At 64.4% G+C, this 20,940-nt stretch carries 19 protein-coding genes; 9 read left to right on the top strand and 10 right to left on the bottom strand.

What is annotated here, in order from left to right:
- Positions 1–54: 54 nt before the first annotated feature.
- From dut to P9239_RS15120, 6 genes are all read right to left on the bottom strand, one after another.
- Positions 55–501 carry a dUTP diphosphatase gene (dut, locus tag P9239_RS15145; RefSeq protein ID WP_309752228.1) on the bottom strand — a complete coding sequence of 149 codons (447 nt, stop codon included), beginning with the start codon at positions 499–501 and terminating at the stop codon, positions 55–57.
- A gap of 2 nt (positions 502–503) precedes the next feature.
- The gene (locus P9239_RS15140; RefSeq protein WP_309752226.1) at positions 504–1,511 is read right to left on the bottom strand and encodes an LLM class flavin-dependent oxidoreductase; all 1,008 of its coding nucleotides are present in this window, start codon (positions 1,509–1,511) and stop codon (positions 504–506) included.
- A gap of 7 nt (positions 1,512–1,518) precedes the next feature.
- The gene (gene coaBC, locus P9239_RS15135; protein ID WP_309752224.1) at positions 1,519–2,781 is read right to left on the bottom strand and encodes a bifunctional phosphopantothenoylcysteine decarboxylase/phosphopantothenate--cysteine ligase CoaBC; all 1,263 of its coding nucleotides are present in this window, start codon (positions 2,779–2,781) and stop codon (positions 1,519–1,521) included.
- Positions 2,781–3,287 carry a signal peptidase II gene (lspA, locus tag P9239_RS15130; protein WP_250471447.1) on the bottom strand — a complete coding sequence of 169 codons (507 nt, stop codon included), beginning with the start codon at positions 3,285–3,287 and terminating at the stop codon, positions 2,781–2,783. Before lspA ends, coaBC begins: the two co-directional genes overlap by 1 nt.
- Positions 3,287–6,118 (bottom strand): isoleucine--tRNA ligase, encoded by a 2,832-nt coding sequence (ileS, locus tag P9239_RS15125; protein WP_309752221.1) that lies wholly within the window; start codon positions 6,116–6,118, stop codon positions 3,287–3,289. The genes lspA and ileS overlap by 1 nt, the downstream gene beginning before the upstream one ends.
- A gap of 99 nt (positions 6,119–6,217) precedes the next feature.
- Positions 6,218–7,213 (bottom strand): bifunctional riboflavin kinase/FAD synthetase, encoded by a 996-nt coding sequence (locus P9239_RS15120; protein WP_175939644.1) that lies wholly within the window; start codon positions 7,211–7,213, stop codon positions 6,218–6,220.
- Between the two features lie 166 nt (positions 7,214–7,379).
- On the opposite strand from P9239_RS15120, the gene purN reads away from it, so the two are divergent.
- The 6 genes from purN to nadC all read left to right on the top strand — a co-directional run bounded on the left by purN (position 7,380) and on the right by nadC (position 14,285).
- Complete coding sequence (gene purN / locus P9239_RS15115; RefSeq protein ID WP_309752217.1) at positions 7,380–8,030, top strand: phosphoribosylglycinamide formyltransferase; 651 nt, start codon at positions 7,380–7,382, stop codon at positions 8,028–8,030.
- Positions 8,027–9,349: an RsmB/NOP family class I SAM-dependent RNA methyltransferase gene (locus P9239_RS15110; RefSeq protein WP_309752215.1), complete on the top strand. Its 1,323-nt coding sequence runs from the start codon at positions 8,027–8,029 to the stop codon at positions 9,347–9,349. Before purN ends, P9239_RS15110 begins: the two co-directional genes overlap by 4 nt.
- Before the next feature lie 7 nt (positions 9,350–9,356).
- The gene (locus tag P9239_RS15105; RefSeq protein ID WP_309752213.1) at positions 9,357–10,733 is read left to right on the top strand and encodes a mechanosensitive ion channel domain-containing protein; all 1,377 of its coding nucleotides are present in this window, start codon (positions 9,357–9,359) and stop codon (positions 10,731–10,733) included.
- Between the two features lie 250 nt (positions 10,734–10,983).
- A complete protein-coding gene (locus tag P9239_RS15100) occupies positions 10,984–12,183 on the top strand; it encodes an acyl-CoA desaturase (RefSeq protein WP_309752212.1) in 1,200 nt (399 codons plus the stop codon).
- Positions 12,184–12,285: 102 nt separating this feature from the next.
- On the top strand, positions 12,286–13,413 hold the full coding sequence (gene nadA, locus P9239_RS15095; RefSeq protein WP_309752210.1) for a quinolinate synthase NadA: 1,128 nt from the start codon (positions 12,286–12,288) through the stop codon (positions 13,411–13,413).
- Complete coding sequence (gene nadC, locus P9239_RS15090; protein WP_309752208.1) at positions 13,413–14,285, top strand: carboxylating nicotinate-nucleotide diphosphorylase; 873 nt, start codon at positions 13,413–13,415, stop codon at positions 14,283–14,285. The genes nadA and nadC overlap by 1 nt, the downstream gene beginning before the upstream one ends.
- 9 nt (positions 14,286–14,294) lie before the next feature.
- On the opposite strand, the gene nadB is transcribed toward nadC, so the two are convergent.
- From nadB to radC, 4 genes are all read right to left on the bottom strand, one after another.
- Positions 14,295–15,893: an L-aspartate oxidase gene (gene nadB / locus P9239_RS15085; RefSeq protein WP_309752206.1), complete on the bottom strand. Its 1,599-nt coding sequence runs from the start codon at positions 15,891–15,893 to the stop codon at positions 14,295–14,297.
- 209 nt (positions 15,894–16,102) lie between these two features.
- On the bottom strand, positions 16,103–16,270 hold the full coding sequence (gene rpmG, locus P9239_RS15080; RefSeq protein WP_007180630.1) for a 50S ribosomal protein L33: 168 nt from the start codon (positions 16,268–16,270) through the stop codon (positions 16,103–16,105).
- Positions 16,271–16,281: 11 nt separating this feature from the next.
- Positions 16,282–16,515, bottom strand: coding sequence for a 50S ribosomal protein L28 (rpmB, locus tag P9239_RS15075; RefSeq protein WP_008351171.1), 234 nt, complete (start codon positions 16,513–16,515; stop codon positions 16,282–16,284).
- Positions 16,516–16,753: 238 nt separating this feature from the next.
- The gene (gene radC, locus P9239_RS15070; RefSeq protein WP_309752183.1) at positions 16,754–17,617 is read right to left on the bottom strand and encodes a DNA repair protein RadC; all 864 of its coding nucleotides are present in this window, start codon (positions 17,615–17,617) and stop codon (positions 16,754–16,756) included.
- A 204-nt stretch (positions 17,618–17,821) separates the two neighbouring features.
- Here radC and P9239_RS15065 point away from each other — a divergent pair, with 204 nt between their 5' ends.
- The 3 genes from P9239_RS15065 to P9239_RS15055 all read left to right on the top strand — a co-directional run bounded on the left by P9239_RS15065 (position 17,822) and on the right by P9239_RS15055 (position 20,815).
- Positions 17,822–18,277, top strand: a complete 456-nt coding sequence (locus tag P9239_RS15065; protein ID WP_206467698.1) for a peptidylprolyl isomerase — start codon at positions 17,822–17,824, stop codon at positions 18,275–18,277.
- Positions 18,278–18,279: 2 nt separating this feature from the next.
- Positions 18,280–19,248: a 4-hydroxy-3-methylbut-2-enyl diphosphate reductase gene (gene ispH / locus P9239_RS15060; protein ID WP_309752180.1), complete on the top strand. Its 969-nt coding sequence runs from the start codon at positions 18,280–18,282 to the stop codon at positions 19,246–19,248.
- 349 nt (positions 19,249–19,597) lie between these two features.
- Positions 19,598–20,815, top strand: coding sequence for a branched-chain amino acid ABC transporter substrate-binding protein (locus P9239_RS15055; protein ID WP_309752178.1), 1,218 nt, complete (start codon positions 19,598–19,600; stop codon positions 20,813–20,815).
- The last annotated feature ends 125 nt before the right edge of the window (positions 20,816–20,940 follow it).

Raw genomic sequence — 20,940 nt, 5'->3', positions numbered from 1 at the left:
AGAAAAACGGCGCGTTCTTGACGAACGCGCCGTTTTTTTTCGTCCCGAGAAAGCTCAGTGCTTGCCCGTGCTGCCGAATCCGCCCGCGCCGCGTTCGCTTGCCTCGAAGTCGTCGACGATATTGAACTGCGCCTGCACGACCGGCACGATCACCAGTTGCGCGAGCCGTTCCATCGGGTTCAGCGTGAACGCGGTGTCGCCGCGATTCCAGGTGGAAACCATCAGTTGGCCTTGATAATCCGAATCGATCAGGCCGACGAGATTGCCCAGCACGATGCCGTGCTTATGCCCGAGGCCGGAGCGCGGAAGGATCAGCGCCGCGTAACCGGGATCGGCGAGGTGAGTGGCGAGCCCGGTCGGCACGAGCACCGTCTGATGCGGCTCGATGACGAGCGGCGCATCCAGACACGCGCGCAGGTCGAGGCCGGCGCTGCCGGGCGTAGCATAAGCGGGCAGGACATCGCGCATACGCGCGTCGAGAATCTTGACGTCGAGTTTCATGGTCAGGCTGTGCGGCCGAGCGCGAACGCGTCGGCGAGGAGTTGATAGGACCGCGTGCGTGCGGCATAGCTGCCGGCGACCGTCAGGACGATCAGTTCGTCGGCGTCAAATTGCGCTTGCAGCGCGTGGAGTTTTTCGGTGACGCGCTCCGGCGTGCCGATGATGCTGCGCGGCTTCTCATGCGCGATCACCGCCCGCTCGCGCTCGCCGTATTGTTGCGCGACGCCCTGCGCGATCGATGGAATCGGTTGATTCAGGCCATACGCCATCTGCACGCGACGCAGATCGACGGCCTTCTCCAGTGCCTCGGCTTCGTCTTCAGTATCGGCGCAGATCGCGAACACCGCCGCCGCGAGATACGGCTTCTCTTCGTGACCCGCGACGAACCGCTCGCGATACGCCTCGGCCACGTGATGCCCCATGTGCGCATTGATGAAATGCGCAAACGCGAAGCGAATGCCGAGTTGCGCCGCGAGCAGGCCGCCGAAGTCGCTGGAACCGAGCATCCACAGTTCGGGGCGCGTGTCGATCTGCGGTTGCAGCAGCACGCCTCGGGCGAGTGAATCGTCGGCCACCTTGCCGTCGAAGAGCGCGATCAGTTCCGCCACTTGCTGCGGAAAAATGTCGCCGCGATTGTACGAACCGGCGGCAACCGCTTGTGCGGTGCGCATGTCGCCGCCCGGTGCGCGCCCGACGCCCAGATCGACGCGATTCGGAAACAGCGCCTCCAGCATCAGAAACTGTTCGGCGACCTTGAACGCGCTGTAGTACGGCAGCATGACGCCGCCCGAGCCGATGCGAATGCGCTTGGTCAGACTGCCGATACGCGCGAGCATCACTTCCGGGCACGGGTTCGACACGCCGTACAGCCCGTGATGCTCCGCGCACCAGTAGCGCGTGTAGCCAAGATCGTCGGCGAGTTGGGCGAGATCGAGCGTCGCCGCGATGGCATCCGCCGTCGTATGGCCGTGGATGACCGGCGTCTGGTCGAGAACCGATAGCTTCGTCATGTCGAGCTTACGAGAGAAGAGTGCCGCCGCTCGGCGCGCGTTTGGCGATTTCCGCGATCAGCGTGCGCGCGAGCGATTGCTTGTCGGCGCGCGGCAACCGCGTTCTGCCCGATGCTTCGAAGAGCACGACTTCGTTGTCGTCGCGGCCGAAGGTGAGCGGCCCGAGATTGCCGATCAAGAGCGGCACGTTCTTGCGCTTGCGCTTTTCCTCGCCGTGCAATTCGAGGTCGCCGCTCTCCGCCGCGAAGCCGACGCAATACGGCGGGTTCGGCAGCTTCGCGACGGACGCGAGGATGTCCGGATTCTCGATGAAGTTGAACGCCGGCAACGCATCGCCAGCCTTCTTGATCTTGTGCTCGCTCGCGTGATCGACGCGCCAGTCCGCGACCGCTGCCACCGCGATGAAGATGTCGGCATCGGGCGTGGCCTGCATCACGGCGTCGTGCATTTGCTGCGCGGTCTGCACGTCTTCGCGAAACACGCCCCACGGCGTCGGCAGCGAAACCGGCCCGGCGACGAGATGCACGGCCGCGCCCGCCTGCGCCGCGGCACGCGCCAGCGCGAAGCCCATCTTCCCCGACGAACGATTCGTGATGCCGCGCACCGGATCGAGCGGCTCGAACGTCGGGCCTGCCGTAATCAGCACGCGCTGGCCGCGCAGAATCTTCGGCTGGAAGAACGCGCAAATGGCTTCGAACGCGGCTTCCGGCTCAATCATGCGGCCGTCGCCGACTTCGCCGCACGCCTGCGAACCCGAATCCGGGCCGAGCACTTCGACGCCGTCCGCGCGAATCTGCACGACGTTGCGCTGCGTCGCCGGGTTCTGCCACATCTGGCGGTTCATCGCGGGCACGACGAGCAGCGGACAATCACGCGCGACGCAGAGCGTGGACAGCAGGTCGTCGCACATGCCGTGCGCGAGTTTCGCGATGAAGTCGGTGGATGCGGGCGCGATGACGATGGCATGCGCCTCGCGCGACAGATCGATGTGCGGCATGTTGTTCGGCATGCGCGCATCCCATTGCGACACAAACACGGGCCGGCCCGACAGCGCCTGCATGGTGACGGGCGTGATGAATTCCGTGGCCGCTTCCGTCATCACGATCTGCACGGTCGCGCCTGCCTTCACCAGCAGCCGCGTCAGCTCCGCGATCTTGTAGCACGCAATGCCGCCGGTCAGTCCCAGCACGAGATGTTTGCCTGCGAGTTCCAACTTGCCTCCGTCGCAAAAAAAACGCGGCTCCGGGAAGGGAGCCGCGCCTCTGCACATCACTTCGAGCCGCGCACGCGCCGCAGTTCGTCGAAAATCAGCAGCACCGCGCCGACCGTGATCGCGCTGTCGGCCAGATTGAACGCGGGCCAGTGCCACGTCTTCACGTGGAAGTCGAGAAAGTCGATCACATGACCGTAAGCCAGCCGGTCGATCACGTTACCGATCGCGCCGCCCATGATGAGCGCGAGCGCCGTGCAGAAAAGCCGCTGCGCCGCATGCTTCTTGAGCAGATAGCAGATCACGGCCGCCGCCACGACGCCGAGCGCGGTGAATGCCCAGCGCTGCCAGCCGCCCGCCGCCGCGAGAAAGCTGAATGCCGCGCCGCGGTTGTAGACGAGCAGCAGGTTGAAGAAGGGCGCCAGCGCGTGCGGCTCGCCGTACGCGAACACCTTCTGGACTGCGATCTTCGTCAACTGGTCGAACAGAATCACGATCAGCGCGACGCCGATCCACGGCGCGAGCGAACCGCTCGAAGTACTTTGTTTCGCCATAGTCCTTGCCATTATGCTGCGCCTCGGGTTTCGCCAGCGCCGAAGAGATTGGAGAAGCAGCGGCCGCACAGACCCGGATGCTCGGGGTGCGAGCCGACGTCGGCGCAGTAATGCCAGCAGCGTTCGCACTTCAGATAGCTGGAAGCGGCCACGTCGACGCCTTCTTCGGCTTCGCTCGCCACGCGCTCGACCGACGCCTGCGACGTGATGAGCACGAAGTGCAGCGCATCGCCGAGGCTTGCGAGCGCGTCGTAACGCGCGCCGCTCGCGCGGACGACGACTTCCGCCTGCAACGACGAGCCGATCAGGTTCGCCGTGCGCGCTTCTTCCAGTGCCTTCGTGACGTCGCCGCGCGCCGAGCGGATCAGCGACCACTTGTCCAGCAACTCGCCGCCGTTCGGAATGTCCGGGTACGCCGCGTAGACCTCGGTGAAGATCGTGTCCTGACCGGGCTTCAGCACCTTGTACGCTTCTTCCGCCGTGAACGACAGATACGGCGCGACGAGGCGCAGCAGCCCATGCGCAATGTGAAAGAGCGCAGTCTGCGCGCTGCGGCGCTCGCGCGAATCGGGCTTCGTCGTGTAGAGACGGTCCTTCAGCACGTCGAGATAGAAGCCGCCCAGGTCTTCCGAGCAGAACGTCGCGATCTTCGCGACGACCGGATGGAACTCGTACTTCTCATAGTGCGAGAGCGCGTCGTCCTGCAGGTTGCGCGTGAGCGCCACCGCGTAACGGTCGATTTCGAGCCAATCCGATACCGGCACGGCGTTCTTCTCGAAGTCGAAGTCCGAGAGGTTCGCGAGCAGGAAGCGCAGCGTGTTGCGGATGCGGCGATACGTCTCCGTCACGCGCTTGAGAATTTCTTCGGAGATGGCGAGTTCGCCGGAATAGTCCGTCGATGCGATCCACAAGCGGATGATTTCCGCGCCCAGGCGATTCGCCACTTCGTGCGGATCGACGCCGTTGCCGAGCGACTTCGACATCTTGCGGCCTTCGCCGTCGACGGTGAAGCCGTGCGTGAGCAGCGCGTCGTAGGGCGGGCGGCCGTCGAGCATGGAAGCCGTGAGCAGCGACGAATGGAACCAGCCGCGATGCTGGTCCGAGCCTTCGAGATACAGATCAGCCGGGAATTGCAGCTCGTCCTTGTGCGAGCCGCGCAGCACGTGCCAGTGCGTCGTGCCGGAGTCGAACCAGACGTCGAGCGTGTCGCGGTTCTTTTCGTACATGTTCGCGTCGTCGCCGATCAGCTCACGCGGATCGAGCGTTTGCCACGTCTCGATGCCGCCTTGCTCCACGCGCTTCGCCACTTCCTCCAGCAATTCGATGGTGCGCGGATGCAACTCGCCCGTTTCCTTGTGCACGAAGAACGCCATCGGCACGCCCCATTGACGCTGACGCGAGAGCGTCCAGTCCGGGCGGTTCGCGATCATGCTGAAGAGACGCTGCTTGCCCCACGACGGATAGAACGCGGTGTTCTCGACGCCTTCCAGCGCCGTTTCGCGCAGCGTCTTGCCGCCGTCTTTTGGCGTCACGTCCATGCCCGCGAACCATTGCGAGGTCGCGCGATAGATGATCGGCGTCTTGTGGCGCCAGCAGTGCATGTAGCTGTGCGTATACTTCTCGGTCTTGAGCAGCGTCCCGGCGTTGTTCAGTGCCTCGACGATTTCCGGATTCGCTTTCCAGATCGACAAGCCGCCGAAAAGCGGCAGCGATTCGATGTAGCGGCCATCGCCCATCACGGGGTTGATGATGTCCGAATCTGCCATGCCGTGCGCCTTGCACGACACGAAGTCTTCCACGCCATAAGCCGGCGACGAATGCACGACGCCCGTGCCGCTTTCCGTGGTGACGTACTCGCCGAGATAAACGGGCGACGTGCGCTTGTAACCCGGATGCGCCGCCGCGAGCGGATGATGAAAGCGCACGTTCGCGAGCTTTGCGCCCGTCGTCGTGGCGATGACTTCGCCGGGCAGACCGTAGTTCTGCAGGCACGCTTCGACGCGTTCGGCCGCGAGAATCAGCAAACCGCGCGGCGTATCCACGAGCGCGTACACGATCTCCGGATGAACGTTCAGCGCCTGGTTGGCCGGGATGGTCCACGGCGTCGTGGTCCAGATGACGATGCCGCCTTCGCTCTTCGGCAGCGACGGCAGACCGAACGCCTGCGCGGTCTTTTCGGGTTCAGCGAAGGCAAACAGCACGTCGATCGTCGGGTCGGTCTTGTCCTTGTACTCGACTTCCGCTTCGGCCAGCGCCGAGCCGCAGTCGAAGCACCAGTTCACCGGCTTCAAGCCCCGGAACACGAAGCCCTTTTCCATGATCTTCGCCAGCGCGCGAATTTCGCCCGCTTCGTTGACGAAGTTCATCGTCTTGTACGGATTGTCCCAGTCGCCGAGCACGCCCAGACGCCGGAAGCCGACCTTCTGCTTCTCGATCTGCTCGCTCGCGTAAGCGCGCGCCTTCTGCATGACTTCGGCGGCGGGCAGCGACTTGCCGAACTGCTTTTCGATCTGGATTTCGATCGGCATGCCGTGGCAGTCCCAGCCCGGCACGTACACGGCGTCGAAGCCCGCGAGATTGCGCGCCTTGACGATCATGTCCTTCAGGATCTTGTTGACCGCGTGGCCTAAGTGAATGTCGCCGTTCGCATACGGCGGGCCGTCGTGCAGGATGAACTTCTTGCGGCCACGGCTCGCCGCGCGGATTTTTTCGTAGACCTTGTTCTCCTGCCATTCCTTGACCCACGCGGGTTCGCGCTTGGGCAGATCGCCGCGCATCGGGAACGGCGTGTCGAGCAGGTTGACGGGGTATTTCGAGGAGGCTTTCTCTTTCTTGTCGCTCATGGGTGACTCAGTGAATTCGGTGAGACGGCGCGTTGGCGCGCGGTGATTCGAAGGCGGGGCAGCGGGCGATGCGCGCATGGATCATGCGGCACGGCGCGCTCACCTAATTCGGTCGGTGGCCGAAATGGCGAAGCCCGTCGCGCGGCTGCCGGCGTTGCTGGCGGGCGGCAGGCCGAAGTAGGCGCGCGCGTTGTCGACGTCCCTCGCGATGGCGGCGGACAGCGTTTCGAGGTCGACGTACTTCTCCTCGTCGCGCAGCTTCTTCAGAAACTCCACGCGCACGAGCTTGCCGTACGCGTCGCCGTGCCAGTCGAGCACGAAGACTTCGAGCAGCACGCGGCCGGAATCGTCCACGGTCGGACGCAGGCCGAGGCTCGCGACGGCGGGCAGCGGCTCATCCGCCAAACCGTGCACGCGCACGACGAAAATGCCCGCGAGCGCCGGGCGCTTGTGGGCAATCGGAAGGTTGAGCGTGGGAAAGCCGAGATCGCGGCCGAGCTTCGCGCCATGCACGACGTGGCCGCTGATGATGTACGGACGCCCGAGCGCGACGTTCGCGGCGTCGAGATCGCCCGCGACGAGCGACGCCCGCACCGACGACGACGAAATGCGCGCGCCGTTCGGGTGCGCGACGGTGGCCATCTGCTCGACTTCGAAGCCGTACTTGTCGCCCGCGGCCTTGAGGGAATCGAAATTGCCCGCGCGTTTCGCGCCGTAGCAGAAGTCGTCGCCGACCATGACCCAGCGCGCGTGCAGGCCGTCGACGATGACGTTCTTCACGAACGTGTCCGGCGGCTGGCTTGCGAACGTGTGATTGAAATGCTCGACCACCACGCGATCCACGCCGTTCGTGCGCAGCGCCTCCAGCTTGTCGCGCAGCATGGCGATGCGCGGCGGCGCGCCGGCCGGATTGAAGAATTCGCGAGGATGCGGCTCGAAGGTCATGACGCAGACCGGCAGCCCGCGCGCGTCCGCAGCGGCCCGCACGCGCGCAAGCAGCGCCTGGTGCCCGCGATGGACACCGTCGAAGTTGCCGATGGTCAGTGCGCAGGGCGCCCGGCTTTCGGCATTGGGGAGGCCGCGAAAGACTCTCACGATAGGCGTTGGTCGGTGGGAGGGCTGATGCTGCAAAGCGTTCGATTATAAACGCTCACACGGATGCACGGGCGCGCGTGCCGGGCGGCGGCGTCCGAGCGCCCGGCGGACCGCCGTCACCTTACTGGCACGATTTTCGCCGCCTTCGAAATGATAAAATCCGCGGATGAAAAAAATCGTCATTCTGATCTCCGGACGCGGGAGCAACATGGAGGCCGTCGTGCGTGCTTGTGCGCGTGAAGGCTGGCCGGCGCGCGTCTGTGCGGTCATTTCCAACCGGCCCGATGCCGCCGGGCTCCGCTTCGCGGCCGCGAACGGCATCGGAGCCGTCGTCGTCGATCATCGCGAATTCGATGGCCGCGAAGCGTTCGACGCCGCGCTCGCGCGTGAAATCGATCGCTTCGAGCCGGATTGCGTCGTGCTGGCCGGCTTCATGCGCGTGCTCACCGATGCGTTCGTGGAACGCTACGCCGGGCGCATGCTGAACGTGCATCCGTCGCTCTTGCCGTGCTTTTCGGGGCTGCGCACGCATCAGCAGGCGCTCGACGCCGGCGTGCGCGTGCACGGCGCGAGCGTGCATTTCGTGACGGCGAAGCTGGATCACGGGCCGATCGTCGCGCAGGCCGCGGTGCCGGTCATCGCAGGCGACGACGCCGCCGCGCTCGCCGCGCGCGTGCTCGCCGTCGAACACATCATTTACCCGCGCGCAGTGCGCTGGTTCGTGGAAGGGCGTCTTTCTATCGAGGGCGAACGAGTCGCCCTCACGCCGTCTGAGCCGCAGTGGCTCTTTGCCGACATTGCCGGGGAGGGCGCATGAGGCTGCATGGATTTCTGATTGGTCAAACCGAAACGTTGCTCGCGGACGTGCTCCGCTTTTCCGGTCCCGCCGATGCGGCGACGAGCCGCTTTTTCCGCGCGCACCCGAAGCTCGGTCACGGCGAGCGTGGGGTAATCGCGGAAGCCGTTTTCGCCGTGCTGCGGCGGAAGATGGAGTTCTCGCATCTCGCGGAAAGCGGCACGGGCAATCAGGCGCGGCGTCTCGCGCTGCTCGGGCTGATGCAGACCGCGGGCCTCACGGCGCTCAAGCCGTTCGTGTCGGCGGACGAGCATCAGTGGCTCGCGCAAGTGTCGAAGATCGATCCCGCGAGCCTGCCGGTGCGCGTGCGCACGAACCTGCCGCAATGGATCTACGACGCGATGGCCAAGCGCTTCGAGCCGGACGAGCTCGCGCAGCTTGCCGCCGCGCTGAACTATCCCGCGCCGCTCGACTTGCGCGCGAATCCGATCAAGGCGAGCCGCGACGTCGTGCGCAAGGCGCTCATCGACGCGGGCATCGACGCGTTCGACATGCCGTTCGCGCCGTTCGGCATCCGCGTGGAAGGCAAGCCGGCGCTTACGCGTCTGCAGCCGTTCCAGGAAGGCTGGATCGAAGTGCAGGACGAGGGCAGCCAGTTGCTGTGCTCGCTGATGGCGCCGCGCCGTGGCGAGATGATCGTCGACTTTTGCGCGGGCGCGGGCGGCAAGACGCTCGCGCTCGGCGCGATGATGCGCTCCACCGGCCGCCTGTACGCCTTCGACGTCTCCGACCGGCGCCTCGCGAAGCTGAAGCCGCGTCTGGCGCGCAGCGGACTCTCGAACGTCAATCCCGTGCTGATCGACAGCGAGCACGACGCGAAGATCAAGCGCCTCGCGGGCAAGATCGACCGCGTGCTCGTCGATGCGCCGTGCTCCGGCTTGGGCACGCTGCGCCGCAATCCCGACCTCAAATGGCGGCAGTCGCCCGCCACCGTCGCGGAACTCACGCCCAAGCAGTTGTCGATTCTCACGAGCGCCGCGCGGCTCGTGAAGACGGGCGGCCGTCTCGTCTACGCGACGTGCAGCATGCTCGAAGCGGAAAACGAAGGCGTCGTCGCGCAATTCCTGGAAACGCATCCGAACTTCCGCGTGGTGCCCGCCCGCGACGTGCTCGCCGAGCAGCGCATCGAACTGGACACGGGCGACTATCTGTCGCTCTGGCCGCACAAGCACGGCACCGACGGCTTCTTCGCGGCCGTGCTGGAGCGCGTGCCCGGCGAGAAGGCGCAAGCCAGCGACGAAAGCGCCGGAGAAGCAAGCGCCGGGGAAGCAAGCGCATAAGCGCGCGATGCAGAACCGCTTCCTGAGCCACCTCTCGGAACGGCTCGTCCGCGACTTCGGCGAGCCGGAAGTGCTGTGGCAGGGCGTGGCGCTGATCGCGCTGCTTGCCATCGCGTGGTGGTGCGCGCGTCTTTTGCGCAGACAACTCGACGCGCGGCGTCAGTCGCGCTTCGAAGCGGTGCGCTTCGGCGCTGAAAGTCTCAACAAGGCGCTGTTCCCGCTACTCGGCACGGTCTTCGTCAGCATCGCGCGACTGGCGCTCGCGCCGTTCATCCACACGGCGCTGCTGCAACTCGCGCTGGTGCCGCTGTGCGGCATCACCGTGATCTACACGATGTTCTACGCAGTGCGCCGCGTGTTCAGCAAGAGCGCCAGCGGCGGCGCGGAGCACGAGGCGGGCGCGCTCCTCTTCCTGTTCGAAAAGGTCGTGACGGTGCTCGTCTGGCTCGCCATGCTGCTGACGGTGACGGGCATTCAGGACGACGTCGTCCGCTGGATGGCGAGCGTGCGCTTCAACTTCGCCAACGCGCACATGACGCTGCTCTCGCTCGCCTCGGGCGTGCTGTGGGTGTGCGTGACGCTGATCGTCGCGATGTGGGCGGGCGCGCTGCTCGACGATCGCCTGATGCGGTCGCGCTCGCTCGACGCGAACCTGAAAGTGGTGCTCGGACGCGTCGCACGGGCGCTGTTGATTCTCGCGGCGATTCTCGTGAGCCTGTCGATCGTCGGTATCGACATCACGGTGCTGGGCGTGTTCGGCGGCGCGCTGGGCGTCGGCCTGGGCTTCGGGTTGCAGAAAATCGCCAGCAATTACGTGTCGGGCTTCATCATTCTGCTTGACCGGTCGCTCCGGCTCGGCGACATGATCAACGTGAGCGGCTTTCAGGGCACCGTGACGCAGATACGCACGCGCTATACAGTGGTGCGCGGGCTGGACGGCATCGAAACACTGATCCCGAACGAAAAGCTGATTACCGATGTCGTACAGAATCACTCGTCTTATCTGACGCGCGGCAACGCGAAAGTCGCCGTGCAGGTAAGTTACCGCTCGGACGTGGAACGCGCGATGCAACTCCTCGTCGAAGCTACGCAGGGCATCGAGCGCGTGTTGCAGGACCCGGCGCCCGCTGCGCTGCTCGCGAGCTTCGGCGCGGACGGCATCAATCTGGAACTCAGCTTCTGGATCGAGGACGCGGCAAAGGGCACCGGCGGCGTTAAGTCGCAAGTCAACCGGAGCGTGTGGAGGCTATTCTCCGAGCACGGCATCGAGATTCCGTCCTCCCAGCGCGAAGTGCGGATTATCGGTGGTCCGGCGGATGCATCGGTAGGAAATGCCGGTTTTCGGCGCGGCGACGCGGCGCCGGCCGCCGAAAGCACCGTTTGACGCTTCGCCCGTGCGCCATTCCTTCCGTTTTTGCAAGGTGTGACGTCCGAAACGCCGCGTGAGATTTTTCTCGTTTAGGCAGGATTCAAAAAAATTCACCTTTACGACAACGACTTGGAACGCATGAAGTAGAATGCGATCGAACTTCGGCGCTTACCTTTCGCGCGCCCGACACGTTGCGATGAGGCTGTTCGCAACGGTTTCAATCGGCCATTTTTTCCGAATTTCACAGCTACATAGGTAAATTGCCTTGCTGAATTCTTCCCTCGAATTTCTCGCCAACGGATTGCTCGACTTCTCCTGGTGGCAGATTCTGTTGTTCACGCTGGCGGTGACGCACGTCACTATCGCCGGCGTCACGATTTACTTGCACCGTTGCCAGGCGCACCGGGCGCTGGATCTGCATCCGGTCGCCAGCCATTTCTTTCGCCTTTGGCTCTGGATGACCACCGGCATGCTGACCGGCCAGTGGGCGGCCATCCACCGCAAGCACCACGCGAAGTGCGAGACCGAAGAAGATCCGCACAGCCCGCAGACGCGCGGCATCTGGAAGGTGCTGCTCGAAGGCGCGGAACTATACCGCGCGGAAGCGAAGAACGAAGAAACGCTGCGCCGCTTCAGTCACGGCACGCCGAACGACTGGATGGAGCGCAACGTGTACACGCGCTATCCGATTCTCGGCATCAGCATCATGATGGTCATCGACGTCGCGCTGTTCGGCATCGTCGGGCTGTCGGTGTGGGCCGTGCAGATGATCTGGATTCCGTTCTGGGCGGCGGGCGTGGTCAACGGACTCGCGCACTTCTGGGGTTATCGCAACTTCAATTCGTCCGATGCGAGCACCAACATTTTCCCGCTCGGCATCCTGATCGGCGGCGAAGAACTGCACAACAATCACCACACGTACGCGACGTCGGCGAAGCTGTCGAGCAAGTGGTATGAGTTCGACATCGGCTGGCTGTATATCCGCATTCTGTCGGCGCTCGGGCTCGCCAAGGTGAAGAAGCTCGCGCCCACGCCGCGCCTGTCGGAATCGAAGTCGGTGCCGGACCACGACACGCTGCAAGCCGTGCTCGCGAACCGTTACGAAGTCATGGCGCGTTACGGCAAGGCGCTCAAGCGCGCCTACAAGCAGGAACTCGTGAAGCTGAAGGAAGCCGGCGCGCGCGAGAAGTATCAGTTGATGCGCGGCGCGCGCAAGTGGTTCCACAAGGAAGAGGAAGGCCTGAACGAGCCGCAGCGCCAACAACTGCCGGAACTGTTCTCGGACAATCAGAAGCTGCGCACCTACATTGAACTGCGCAAGGATCTGGCGGCGATGTGGGACCGTTCGAACGCATCGCGTGAACAGCTGCTGGCGCAATTGCAGGATTGGTGTCATCGCGCCGAACAGAGCGGTATCAAGGCGCTGCAGGATTTCGCGCTGCGTCTGCGCCGTTACGCCCTGTAAGCGATATCCGCTAAAATTCAAGGACGTCACAAGACCCCGCTCTGGCGGGGTCTTTGTTTTTGGACGACGGATTTTCGCTGGATTCGGCAGGAGACAGGGGATATGCAGGCGATCAAAAGCGTCGAGTACGACCGGCCGCAAGGGCTGACGTGTGGAGTAGGCGAGGCCTGGGCGCGCGTGCCGGAGGCGCCGTCGCCGGAGGAAAAGCGCGCGCTCAAGGAGCGCACCCGCGCGCTTTTGCGGCAGGAAGAGGCGGTGCTCGTTGCGCACTATTACGTGGACGCCGAGTTGCAGGAACTGGCCGACGAAACCGGCGGCTGCGTGGCCGATTCGCTGGAGATGGCGCGCTTCGGCCGCGATCATGTTGCGAAGACGCTGGTTGTCGCGGGCGTGCGCTTCATGGGCGAAACCGCGAAGATCCTGAGCCCGCACAAGCGCGTGTTGATGCCTGATCTCGACGCCACATGCTCGCTCGATCTCGGCTGTCCCGCCGACGAATTTGCCGCTTTCTGCGACGCGCATCCCGACCGCACCGTCGTCGTGTACGCGAACACCAGCGCCGCCGTGAAGGCGCGTGCCGACTGGATGGTCACGTCGTCCATCGGGCTGGAAATCGTTGCGGAATTACATGCGCGCGGCGAGAAGATTCTGTGGGCGCCGGATCGTCACCTCGGCGGCTACATCCAGAAGAAGACCGGCGCGGACATGCTGCTGTGGCAGGGCTCCTGCCTCGTTCATGACGAGTTCAAGGGCATCGAACTGGACATGCTGCGCGCCGAATATCCCGACGCGAAGATTCTCGTACATCCGGAGTCGCCGGAAGCGGTCGTGAAACTGGCCGATGTCGTCGGCTCGACCACGCAGTTGATCGACGCCGCCGTGCGCCTTGACGCGAGCCGCTTCATCGTCGCGACGGACCTCGGCATCTTGCACAAGATGCGGCTCGCCGCGCCGGGCAAGACGTTTATCGAAGCGCCGACGGCCGGCAACAGCGCGACGTGCAAAAGCTGCGCGCATTGCCCGTGGATGGCGATGAACGGCCTCGCCAATCTCGCCGACGTGCTCGAGCGCGGTCACAACGAGATTCACGTCGATGCGACCATCGCGCAGCGTGCGCGCGTGCCGATCGACCGCATGCTCGATTTCGCCGCGCGTCACAAGAAGCGCGTGCAGGCGAGCGGCGACCTGGCAAAGGACACCGCATTGTTCTCGAACGTGGGAGCAGCGTGATGAGCGACTTACCGATTTTCCACGAAGTCCGTTTGCAATACGGCGAAGCGTTCGACGCCGCGCTCGCGCGCAATGTCGCCGACGCGCTCGCCGAAGATGTCGGCAGCGGCGACGTCACCGGCCGCCTCGTTCCGGCCGACGCACGGCGCACCGCGCGGATCATCGTGCGCGAAGAGGCGGTGCTGTGCGGCGCGCCGTGGTTCGACGAAGTCATGCGGCGCGTCGATCCGTCCATCGAAGTGGAATGGCAGTATCGCGAAGGGCAGCGCATGGCGGCCGACACGCCCGTCGTGCTGCTGCACGGCCCGGCGCGCTCGCTGCTGACGGCCGAGCGCAACGGCCTCAACTTTCTGCAACTGCTCTCGGGCGTGGCGAGCGCGACGCGCCGTTACGTCGATGGCATCGAAGGCACGCGCGCTCGCATTCTCGACACACGCAAGACGCTGCCCGGCTTGCGGCTCGCGCAGAAATACGCGGTGCGCGTGGGCGGCGGGGCGAATCAGCGGCTCGCGCTCTACGACGGCATTCTCATCAAGGAAAACCATATCGCGGCGGCGGGCGGCGTCGGTGCGGCCATGGACGCCGCGCTCGCCCTGAACGCGGGCGTGCCGGTTCAGATCGAAGTCGAGACGCTCGCGCAGCTCGAAACGGCGCTCGCGCATCGCGCGGAATCTATTCTGCTCGACAACTTCACGCTCGACGCCATGCGCGATGCCGTGCGCATCGCAGCGGGCCGTGCGTTGCTGGAAGTGTCGGGCGGCGTGAGTTTCGAGACCGTGCGGGCGATTGCCGAAACCGGCGTCGACCGCATTTCGATCGGCGCGCTTACGAAGGACGTGCGCGCCACCGATTTCTCGATGCGCCTGATCTAGCGTTAGCCGTCAGACCGCGCGCCGCCGCGTCGCCGGCGGCGTCAGCACGGTCGGGAGCGCCTTTGGCAAGGTGTCGGGCCAATCGCGGCTGGTGTGCAGGCCGCGGCTTTCGCGCCGCGAGCACGCGCTCTCGACGATCAGCGACGCCACCTCTACCAGATTGCGCAGTTCCAGCAGGTCGCGGCTCACCTTGAAGTTCGCGTAATACTCGTGGATCTCATCGCGCAGAAGCGCAATGCGATGCCGCGCGCGCGCGAGCCGCTTGTCCGTGCGCACGATGCCGACGTAGTTCCACATCAATAGCCGCAGTTCGTCCCAGTTATGCGCGACGACGACTTCCTCGTCCGGGTCGGACACGCGGCTTTCGTCCCAGTCGGGCAGGGGCGCGTGGCATCCGGCGGAGAAACCGTCCGCTTCGATGGCGGCCGCTGCCGCTCGCCCGATCACGATGCATTCGAGCAGCGAATTGCTCGCCAGCCGGTTCGCGCCATGCAGGCCCGTACACGACGTTTCGCCGACCGCGTATAGCCCGGGGCGGTCCGTGCGCCCGGCGAGATCCGTCACGACGCCGCCACAGGTGTAGTGCGCGGCCGGCACGACAGGAATCGGCTCTTTCGCGATGTCGATGCCGAACTCGCGGCAGCGCGCGAGAATCGTCGGAAAGTGTTCTTCGAGAAACGCGCGCGGCTGGTGGCTGATATCGAGATACACGCAGTCAATGCCGCGCTTCTTGATCTCGAAGTCGATTGCGCGGGCGACGATATCGCGCGGCGCGAGTTCGGCGCGCTCGTCATGCGCCGGCATGAAGCGCGTGCCGTCCGGCAGACGCAGCACGCCGCCCTCGCCGCGCACGGCTTCCGAGATCAGGAACGACTTCGCGTACGGGTGAAAGAGGCACGTCGGATGGAACTGGATGAACTCCATGTTCGCGACGCGGCAGCCCGCGCGCCAGGCCATCGCGATGCCGTCGCCGGTGGCGGTGTCGGGATTTGTCGTGTAGAGATAGACCTTGCCCGCGCCGCCCGTCGCGAGAACCGTGTGCGGCGCCTGGATCGTGACGGTGCGGCCGCTTTTCAGATCGAGCGCGTAGAGACCGTGGCAGCGATGCCCCGGCAGCCCGAGCCGGTCGGACGTGATCAGGTCGATCGCGTAGTGATCTTCGAGAACCGTGATGTTCGGGTGATTGCGCACCCGCTCGCCGAGCGTCGTGACGACCGCGTGGCCAGTGGCGTCGGCGGCGTGAATGATGCGCCGATGGCTGTGACCGCCTTCGCGCGTCAGATGGAAGCCCAGTTCGGCGGAGACGTCGCGCGTGAAGGGCACGCCTTCTTCGATGAGCCACTGAATGGCCGCGCGCCCGTTCTCTACGATGAACCGCGTGGCCGCCTCGTCGCACAGGCCGCCGCCCGCGATGAGCGTATCGGCCACGTGGTTGTCAACGCTATCGGCTGAATCCAGCACCGCCGCGATGCCGCCCTGCGCCCAGTCGCTCGCGCCTTCGCTCGCCGTGCGCTTTGCGATGATCGCCACGCGCCGCGTCTCGGCCAGATTTAGCGCAACGCTCAGGCCGGCGAGTCCGCTTCCCACGATTGCTACGTCGAAGTTCATGCCGCCGTGTCCCCATTCTTCTCGATAGCCGGCAAGCATAACGCCAAGCAAAGCAGGAGACGGCGAAAACCCGCGCACGACCATGTGAAACACGTATGAAAACGGCGCCGGAAGACAAAAAGCCCCGCATACGCGGGGCTTTTTGCTGTCTTCGTCAGGCACTCAATCTCAAGTGCGGTACGTCTCCGCTTGAGCGGAGCGACGCCGCTTTACTTGATCTTGGTTTCCTTGTACTCAACGTGCTTGCGGACGACCGGATCAAATTTCTTGATCAGCATCTTTTCCGGCATGTTGCGCTTGTTCTTGGTCGTCGTGTAGAAGTGACCCGTGCCTGCAGTCGATTCCAGCTTGATCTTGTCGCGTGCGCCCTTGGCCATGTGCGTGCTCCTTAGATTTCACCGCGTGCGCGCAAATCTGCGAGCACGGCGTCGATACCGTTCTTGTCGATCAGGCGCAGACCGGCGTTCGAGACGCGCAGACGGACCCAGCGATTTTCGCTTTCAACGAAGAAACGGCGGTTCTGCAGGTTCGGCAGGAAACGACGCTTGGTCTTGTTGTTGGCGTGGGAAACGTTGTTGCCGGACATCGGCCCTTTCCCAGTTACTTGGCATACGCGTGCCATGCGAGCACTCCTAATACAGTCTGATTCCTACGCTCGGCGCAGCGAAGCTGCATTGCCGACCTCTTTTTCCCTGGTTGCCTTTACCGGGAACTTGGCAGCACGGTTATGCCAATGAGGACCGCGTAAGCTCAGAACAGGTGGGTTGAGAAAAGCAAACGTGGATTCTAGCAGGAAAAGCCGTGCGTTATCAAGACGTTTTGGCGTTTTCCTGCTCCGCGAAGGCCTCTCGCAGCCAGCGTCACAGCCAACCCTCGCGCGCAAACGAAAAAATGTCATTCGACGCCACGACCATATGATCCAGCAGCTTCACGTCGATGAGCGCCAGCGCGTCCAGCAGCGTGCGCGTGAGCTTGCGGTCGCCGGCGCTCGGCTGATTGGCGCCGGAAGGGTGATTATGCGCGACGATCAGCCCGGCCGCATTCAGCGAGAGCGCGCGCTTGACGATCTCGCGCGGATACACGGCCACGCGCGTGAGCGAGCCGCGCGCTTCCTCGCGGATGTCCAGCAACTGATGGCGCGCGTCGAGATAGATACAGATGAACACTTCGTTTGGCCGCGTGCCGATTTTCAGGCGCAGAAAGTCTTCGACCGCGCCCGGCGAATTCAAAAGTATGCGATTCCGCGCTTTCTCCGCCAGCATGCGCCGGCACAGTTCAGAAACCGCGATGAGCGTGGCCGCGCGCGCCTCGCCGATGCCGCGTTCGGCTTGCAACTCGGCGGCGGGCGCACTCAGCATCGCGCGCAGTGAGCCGAAACGCCGCAACAGTGCGCGGGCGACATCGACGGCGGTGAGACCCGGCACGCCGGTGCGCAAAAAAAGCGCGAGGAGCTCGGCGTCGGAAAGCATCTCGGCACCTGAATTCAGCAGACGTTCGCGCGGCCGGTCGGCCTTGTCCCATTTGGAGATGGCTAGTGCCGCGAGCCGGACGGTTTCCGCAGCCTCCGATGGCGCGGTAGGAACGGACGCCGCCACTGGCGCGACGTCCGAGGTTGCAACCGGCGCTGCATCCGCCGCGGTAAGTGACGCAGGAACCGGCGCGATCTCCGGCGCGAGATCGGGCGCGACCTCCGGCGCGAAACCCGGCGCCACGATGCCCGTCATCGCCCGCTCCGAACGTGCCACGCTCCGCGCGCCGCCGCACGAAGGACGCAGGCGCCTGACGCGTCGCCGGACCACTCTGTCTTACAATAGCGGTTTTGGCGCCCGTTTCGACCCTGCGCCACGCGGTTCGCAGCTTCGCGCCGACGAGCCGCCGCTCGCCCGGCCCACGCCGCGCTTTCGACTGAACCGCCACATCCAATACTCATGAGCATCATCGATATCTCCGAGGTCAAGCCCGGCTCCCATGTCACGCTGCACTACCGGCTGGCACTGGCCGACGGCGCCGACATCGTCAACACCTTCACCGACAAGCCCGCCACGCTCCTGCTCGGCGCGGGCCAGCTCGCCCCGCCGCTCGAGGAAATTCTGCTCGGGCTCAAGGTCGGCCACCATTCGACCTTTCGGCTAACGCCGGAACAGGCGTTCGGGCCGCGCAACCCGGAACTGCTGCAGCGCGTGTCGCTCGCGACGCTGCGCGAAAACAGCATGGTCGGCGAGGATTTTTCTCCCGGCGATCTCGTCGAATTCAACGCGCCCAACGGCGGGCGCTACGCGGGCGTGCTCAAGGAAGTGGGCGAAACGTCGGCGCTTTTCGACTTCAATCACCCGCTTGCCGGCCAGACGCTGGCATTCGAAGTGAAAATCATCGGAATTCTGTAGCCATGAGCCTGACTGAGAGCCTCACCGATATCGAAACCGACATCGAAATCCTGCTCGCGCAGCCGCGCGGCTTCTGCGCGGGCGTGGATCGCGCCATCGAAATCGTCGAGCGCGCGATCAAGCTGTTCGGCGCGCCGATCTACGTGCGTCACGAGATCGTCCATAACGCGTATGTCGTCGCCGACCTGCGCAAGAAGGGCGCGATCTTCATCGAGGAATTGTCGGATGTGCCGGAAGGCAGCACGCTGATCTTCAGCGCGCACGGCGTCTCGAAGGCGGTGCGCGTCGAAGCCGAAACGCGCGGCCTGCGCGTGTTCGATGCCACGTGCCCGCTCGTGACCAAGGTCCACATGGAAGTCGCGAAGATGCGCCAGGAAGGCTTCGACATCGTAATGATCGGCCACAAAGGGCACCCGGAAGTCGAAGGGACGATGGGCCAATCGGGCGAGGGCATGCACCTGGTCGAAGATATCGACGACGTACTGAAGCTCGATCTGCCCGATCCCAACCGCATCGCGTACGTGACGCAGACGACGCTTTCGGTCGACGACGCTTCCGCCATCATCGACGCGCTCAAGAACAAGTACCCGGCGATCAAGGAGCCGAAGAAGCAGGACATTTGCTATGCGACGCAGAACCGCCAGGACGCGGTGAAGTTTCTCGCGCCGCAATGCGATGTGGTGATCGTGGTCGGCAGCCCGAACAGTTCGAATTCGAGCCGGCTGCGCGAAGTGGCCGAACGCAGCGGCATTCCCGCCTATATGGTGGATTCGCCGACGCAGATCGATCCGAAATGGGTCGAAGGCAAAAAGCGCATCGGCGTGACGGCGGGCGCATCGGCGCCGGAAGTGCTCGCGCAGGCCGTGATCGGCCGGCTGCGCGAACTCGGCGTGCGCAGCGTGCGCTCGCTGGAAGGCATCGAGGAGACGATCTCGTTCCCGCTGCCACGCGGGCTGTCGCTGCCGCAATAAATTAGTCGAATCCTTCGAAAAGCGCCTGCGGGCGCTTTTTTTTCGTTCGGCGCGCGAGGGCGCACGCGGGCGTACGCACCAGATCAGTGCGTTGCGGCCAGCGGTCGCAAACGTGAGCGTCCGCGTCCGCATAAACCCCGTTCCCGGAATGGTGCAACTGCTGCACAAAACAGGATCGCAACCCGGTTGCGCTTTTGCCGAAAAATCGCCGAAAAATGCGGGTTGCAATGCTGGAAAACCCCGCCACGCAAGAATATTGCTCGTCTCATATTTAGCGTTACAATTCGCGCGTCCTGAGTCCGGAAGGGCCTCCGACAACGGTTTTGAAAGGCGCAGGAGATCTCATTTGATGCGATTCAAGTTTGCTTACGCCGTGTCCATCGCGGCTGCGGTTGCAATGGCGACCGCATGCGGCAAGAAGGACGAAGGCGGAGCGAGCGGAGCAGCACCGGCGGCGAGCGCCCCGACTGCGGCGTCGGCCGCCCCCGCGCCGGCGAGTGCGGCGACGGTAGTCAAGATCGGCCACGTCGCGCCGTTATCCGGAACGCAGGCCCATCTCGGGAAAGACAACGAAAACGGCGCGCGGCTCGCGCTGGAGGAAATCAGCGCGCAAGGTCTCACCATCGACGGCCGGTCCATTCGCCTCGAACTCGACAGCCAGGACGACGCAGCCGACCCGCGCACCGGCGAAGAAGCCGCGCAGCGCCTGGTGGATGACCACGTGGTCGCGGTGATCGGCCATCTGAATTCGGGCGTGTCGATTCCGGCGTCGAAGATTTACAGCGATGCGGGCATCGCGGAGATCTCGCCGTCGACGACAAACCCGCAGTACACGAAGCAGGGTTACAAGACGACCTTTCGCGTGGTCGGAACCGATGCGCTGCAAGGCCCCGTGCTGGCCGGCTACGCGATCAAGACGCTGCACGCGAAGAAAGTGGTGGTCGTGGACGACGCTACCGCCTACGGCCGCGGCCTCGCGGATGCGTTCGCGAGTTCGGCGCAGGCGGGCGGCGTGAAGATCGCCGCGCGCGAGACGACGTCGGAGAAAGCGCGCAACTTCAAGGCGATCCTGACGAAGATCAAGCGCGCGCAGCCCGACGCCGTAATGTACGGCGGCATGGACGTGACGGGCGGCCCGTTCGCCAAAGAAGCGGCGGCGCTCGGCGTGAAGGCGAAGATTCTGGCGGGCGACGGCGTCTGCACGCAGCAGCTGCCGGAACTGGCAGGCGACGCCGTGCAGAACGTCGTGTGCTCCGAAGCGGGCCCCGCGCTCGAGAAGATGGACAAGGGCGCGGACTTCGCGCAGAAGTACGAGGCACGGTTTCATACGCCCGTGCAGATTTACGCGCCGTTCACGTATGACGCGATGTACGTGATCGTCGACGCAATGAAGCGCGCTAATTCCATCGAGGCGAGCAAGGTGCTCGCGGCGATGGCCACGACGGATTTCAACGGTCTGACGGGGCATATCGCTTTCGACGATAAAGGCGATCTGAAGACGAGCACCATCACGCTTTACGACTTCAAGGACAAAAAGAAGGACGTGCTCGACGTCGTGAAGCAGTAGCAGCAGGCGTTTGCAGTCTTGCGGCGCCTATCCGACAAGCGCCGTTTCGCATCCGTCTGGCGGGCGCTCGCACCTATCCGGCGGCGGGCGCAACGGCAGGCGATTAACCCTTACCGGTTTTTTTA

Source organism: Caballeronia sp. LZ062 (assembly GCF_031450785.1).
In the GTDB taxonomy this organism is placed as follows: domain Bacteria; phylum Pseudomonadota; class Gammaproteobacteria; order Burkholderiales; family Burkholderiaceae; genus Caballeronia.
The sequence above is the reverse complement of the archived record's forward strand: the minus strand, read 5'-3'. Positions and strand labels throughout refer to the sequence as shown.

Bases quoted from the DNA above. Each gene is read 5' to 3' on its own strand.
- dut (WP_309752228.1), bottom strand. From the start codon at position 501: ATGAAACTCGACGTCAAGATTCTCGACGCGCGTATGCGCGATGTCCTG.
- P9239_RS15140 (WP_309752226.1), bottom strand. From the start codon at position 1,511: ATGACGAAGCTATCGGTTCTCGACCAGACGCCGGTCATCCACGGCCAT.
- coaBC (WP_309752224.1), bottom strand. From the start codon at position 2,781: ATGTGCAGAGGCGCGGCTCCCTTCCCGGAGCCGCGTTTTTTTTGCGAC.
- lspA (WP_250471447.1), bottom strand. From the start codon at position 3,287: ATGGCAAGGACTATGGCGAAACAAAGTACTTCGAGCGGTTCGCTCGCG.
- ileS (WP_309752221.1), bottom strand. From the start codon at position 6,118: ATGAGCGACAAGAAAGAGAAAGCCTCCTCGAAATACCCCGTCAACCTG.
- purN (WP_309752217.1), top strand. From the start codon at position 7,380: ATGAAAAAAATCGTCATTCTGATCTCCGGACGCGGGAGCAACATGGAG.
- P9239_RS15110 (WP_309752215.1), top strand. From the start codon at position 8,027: ATGAGGCTGCATGGATTTCTGATTGGTCAAACCGAAACGTTGCTCGCG.
- P9239_RS15105 (WP_309752213.1), top strand. From the start codon at position 9,357: ATGCAGAACCGCTTCCTGAGCCACCTCTCGGAACGGCTCGTCCGCGAC.
- nadA (WP_309752210.1), top strand. From the start codon at position 12,286: ATGCAGGCGATCAAAAGCGTCGAGTACGACCGGCCGCAAGGGCTGACG.
- nadC (WP_309752208.1), top strand. From the start codon at position 13,413: ATGAGCGACTTACCGATTTTCCACGAAGTCCGTTTGCAATACGGCGAA.
- nadB (WP_309752206.1), bottom strand. From the start codon at position 15,893: ATGAACTTCGACGTAGCAATCGTGGGAAGCGGACTCGCCGGCCTGAGC.
- rpmG (WP_007180630.1), bottom strand. From the start codon at position 16,270: ATGGCCAAGGGCGCACGCGACAAGATCAAGCTGGAATCGACTGCAGGC.
- rpmB (WP_008351171.1), bottom strand. From the start codon at position 16,515: ATGGCACGCGTATGCCAAGTAACTGGGAAAGGGCCGATGTCCGGCAAC.
- radC (WP_309752183.1), bottom strand. From the start codon at position 17,617: ATGACGGGCATCGTGGCGCCGGGTTTCGCGCCGGAGGTCGCGCCCGAT.
- P9239_RS15065 (WP_206467698.1), top strand. From the start codon at position 17,822: ATGAGCATCATCGATATCTCCGAGGTCAAGCCCGGCTCCCATGTCACG.
- ispH (WP_309752180.1), top strand. From the start codon at position 18,280: ATGAGCCTGACTGAGAGCCTCACCGATATCGAAACCGACATCGAAATC.
- P9239_RS15055 (WP_309752178.1), top strand. From the start codon at position 19,598: ATGCGATTCAAGTTTGCTTACGCCGTGTCCATCGCGGCTGCGGTTGCA.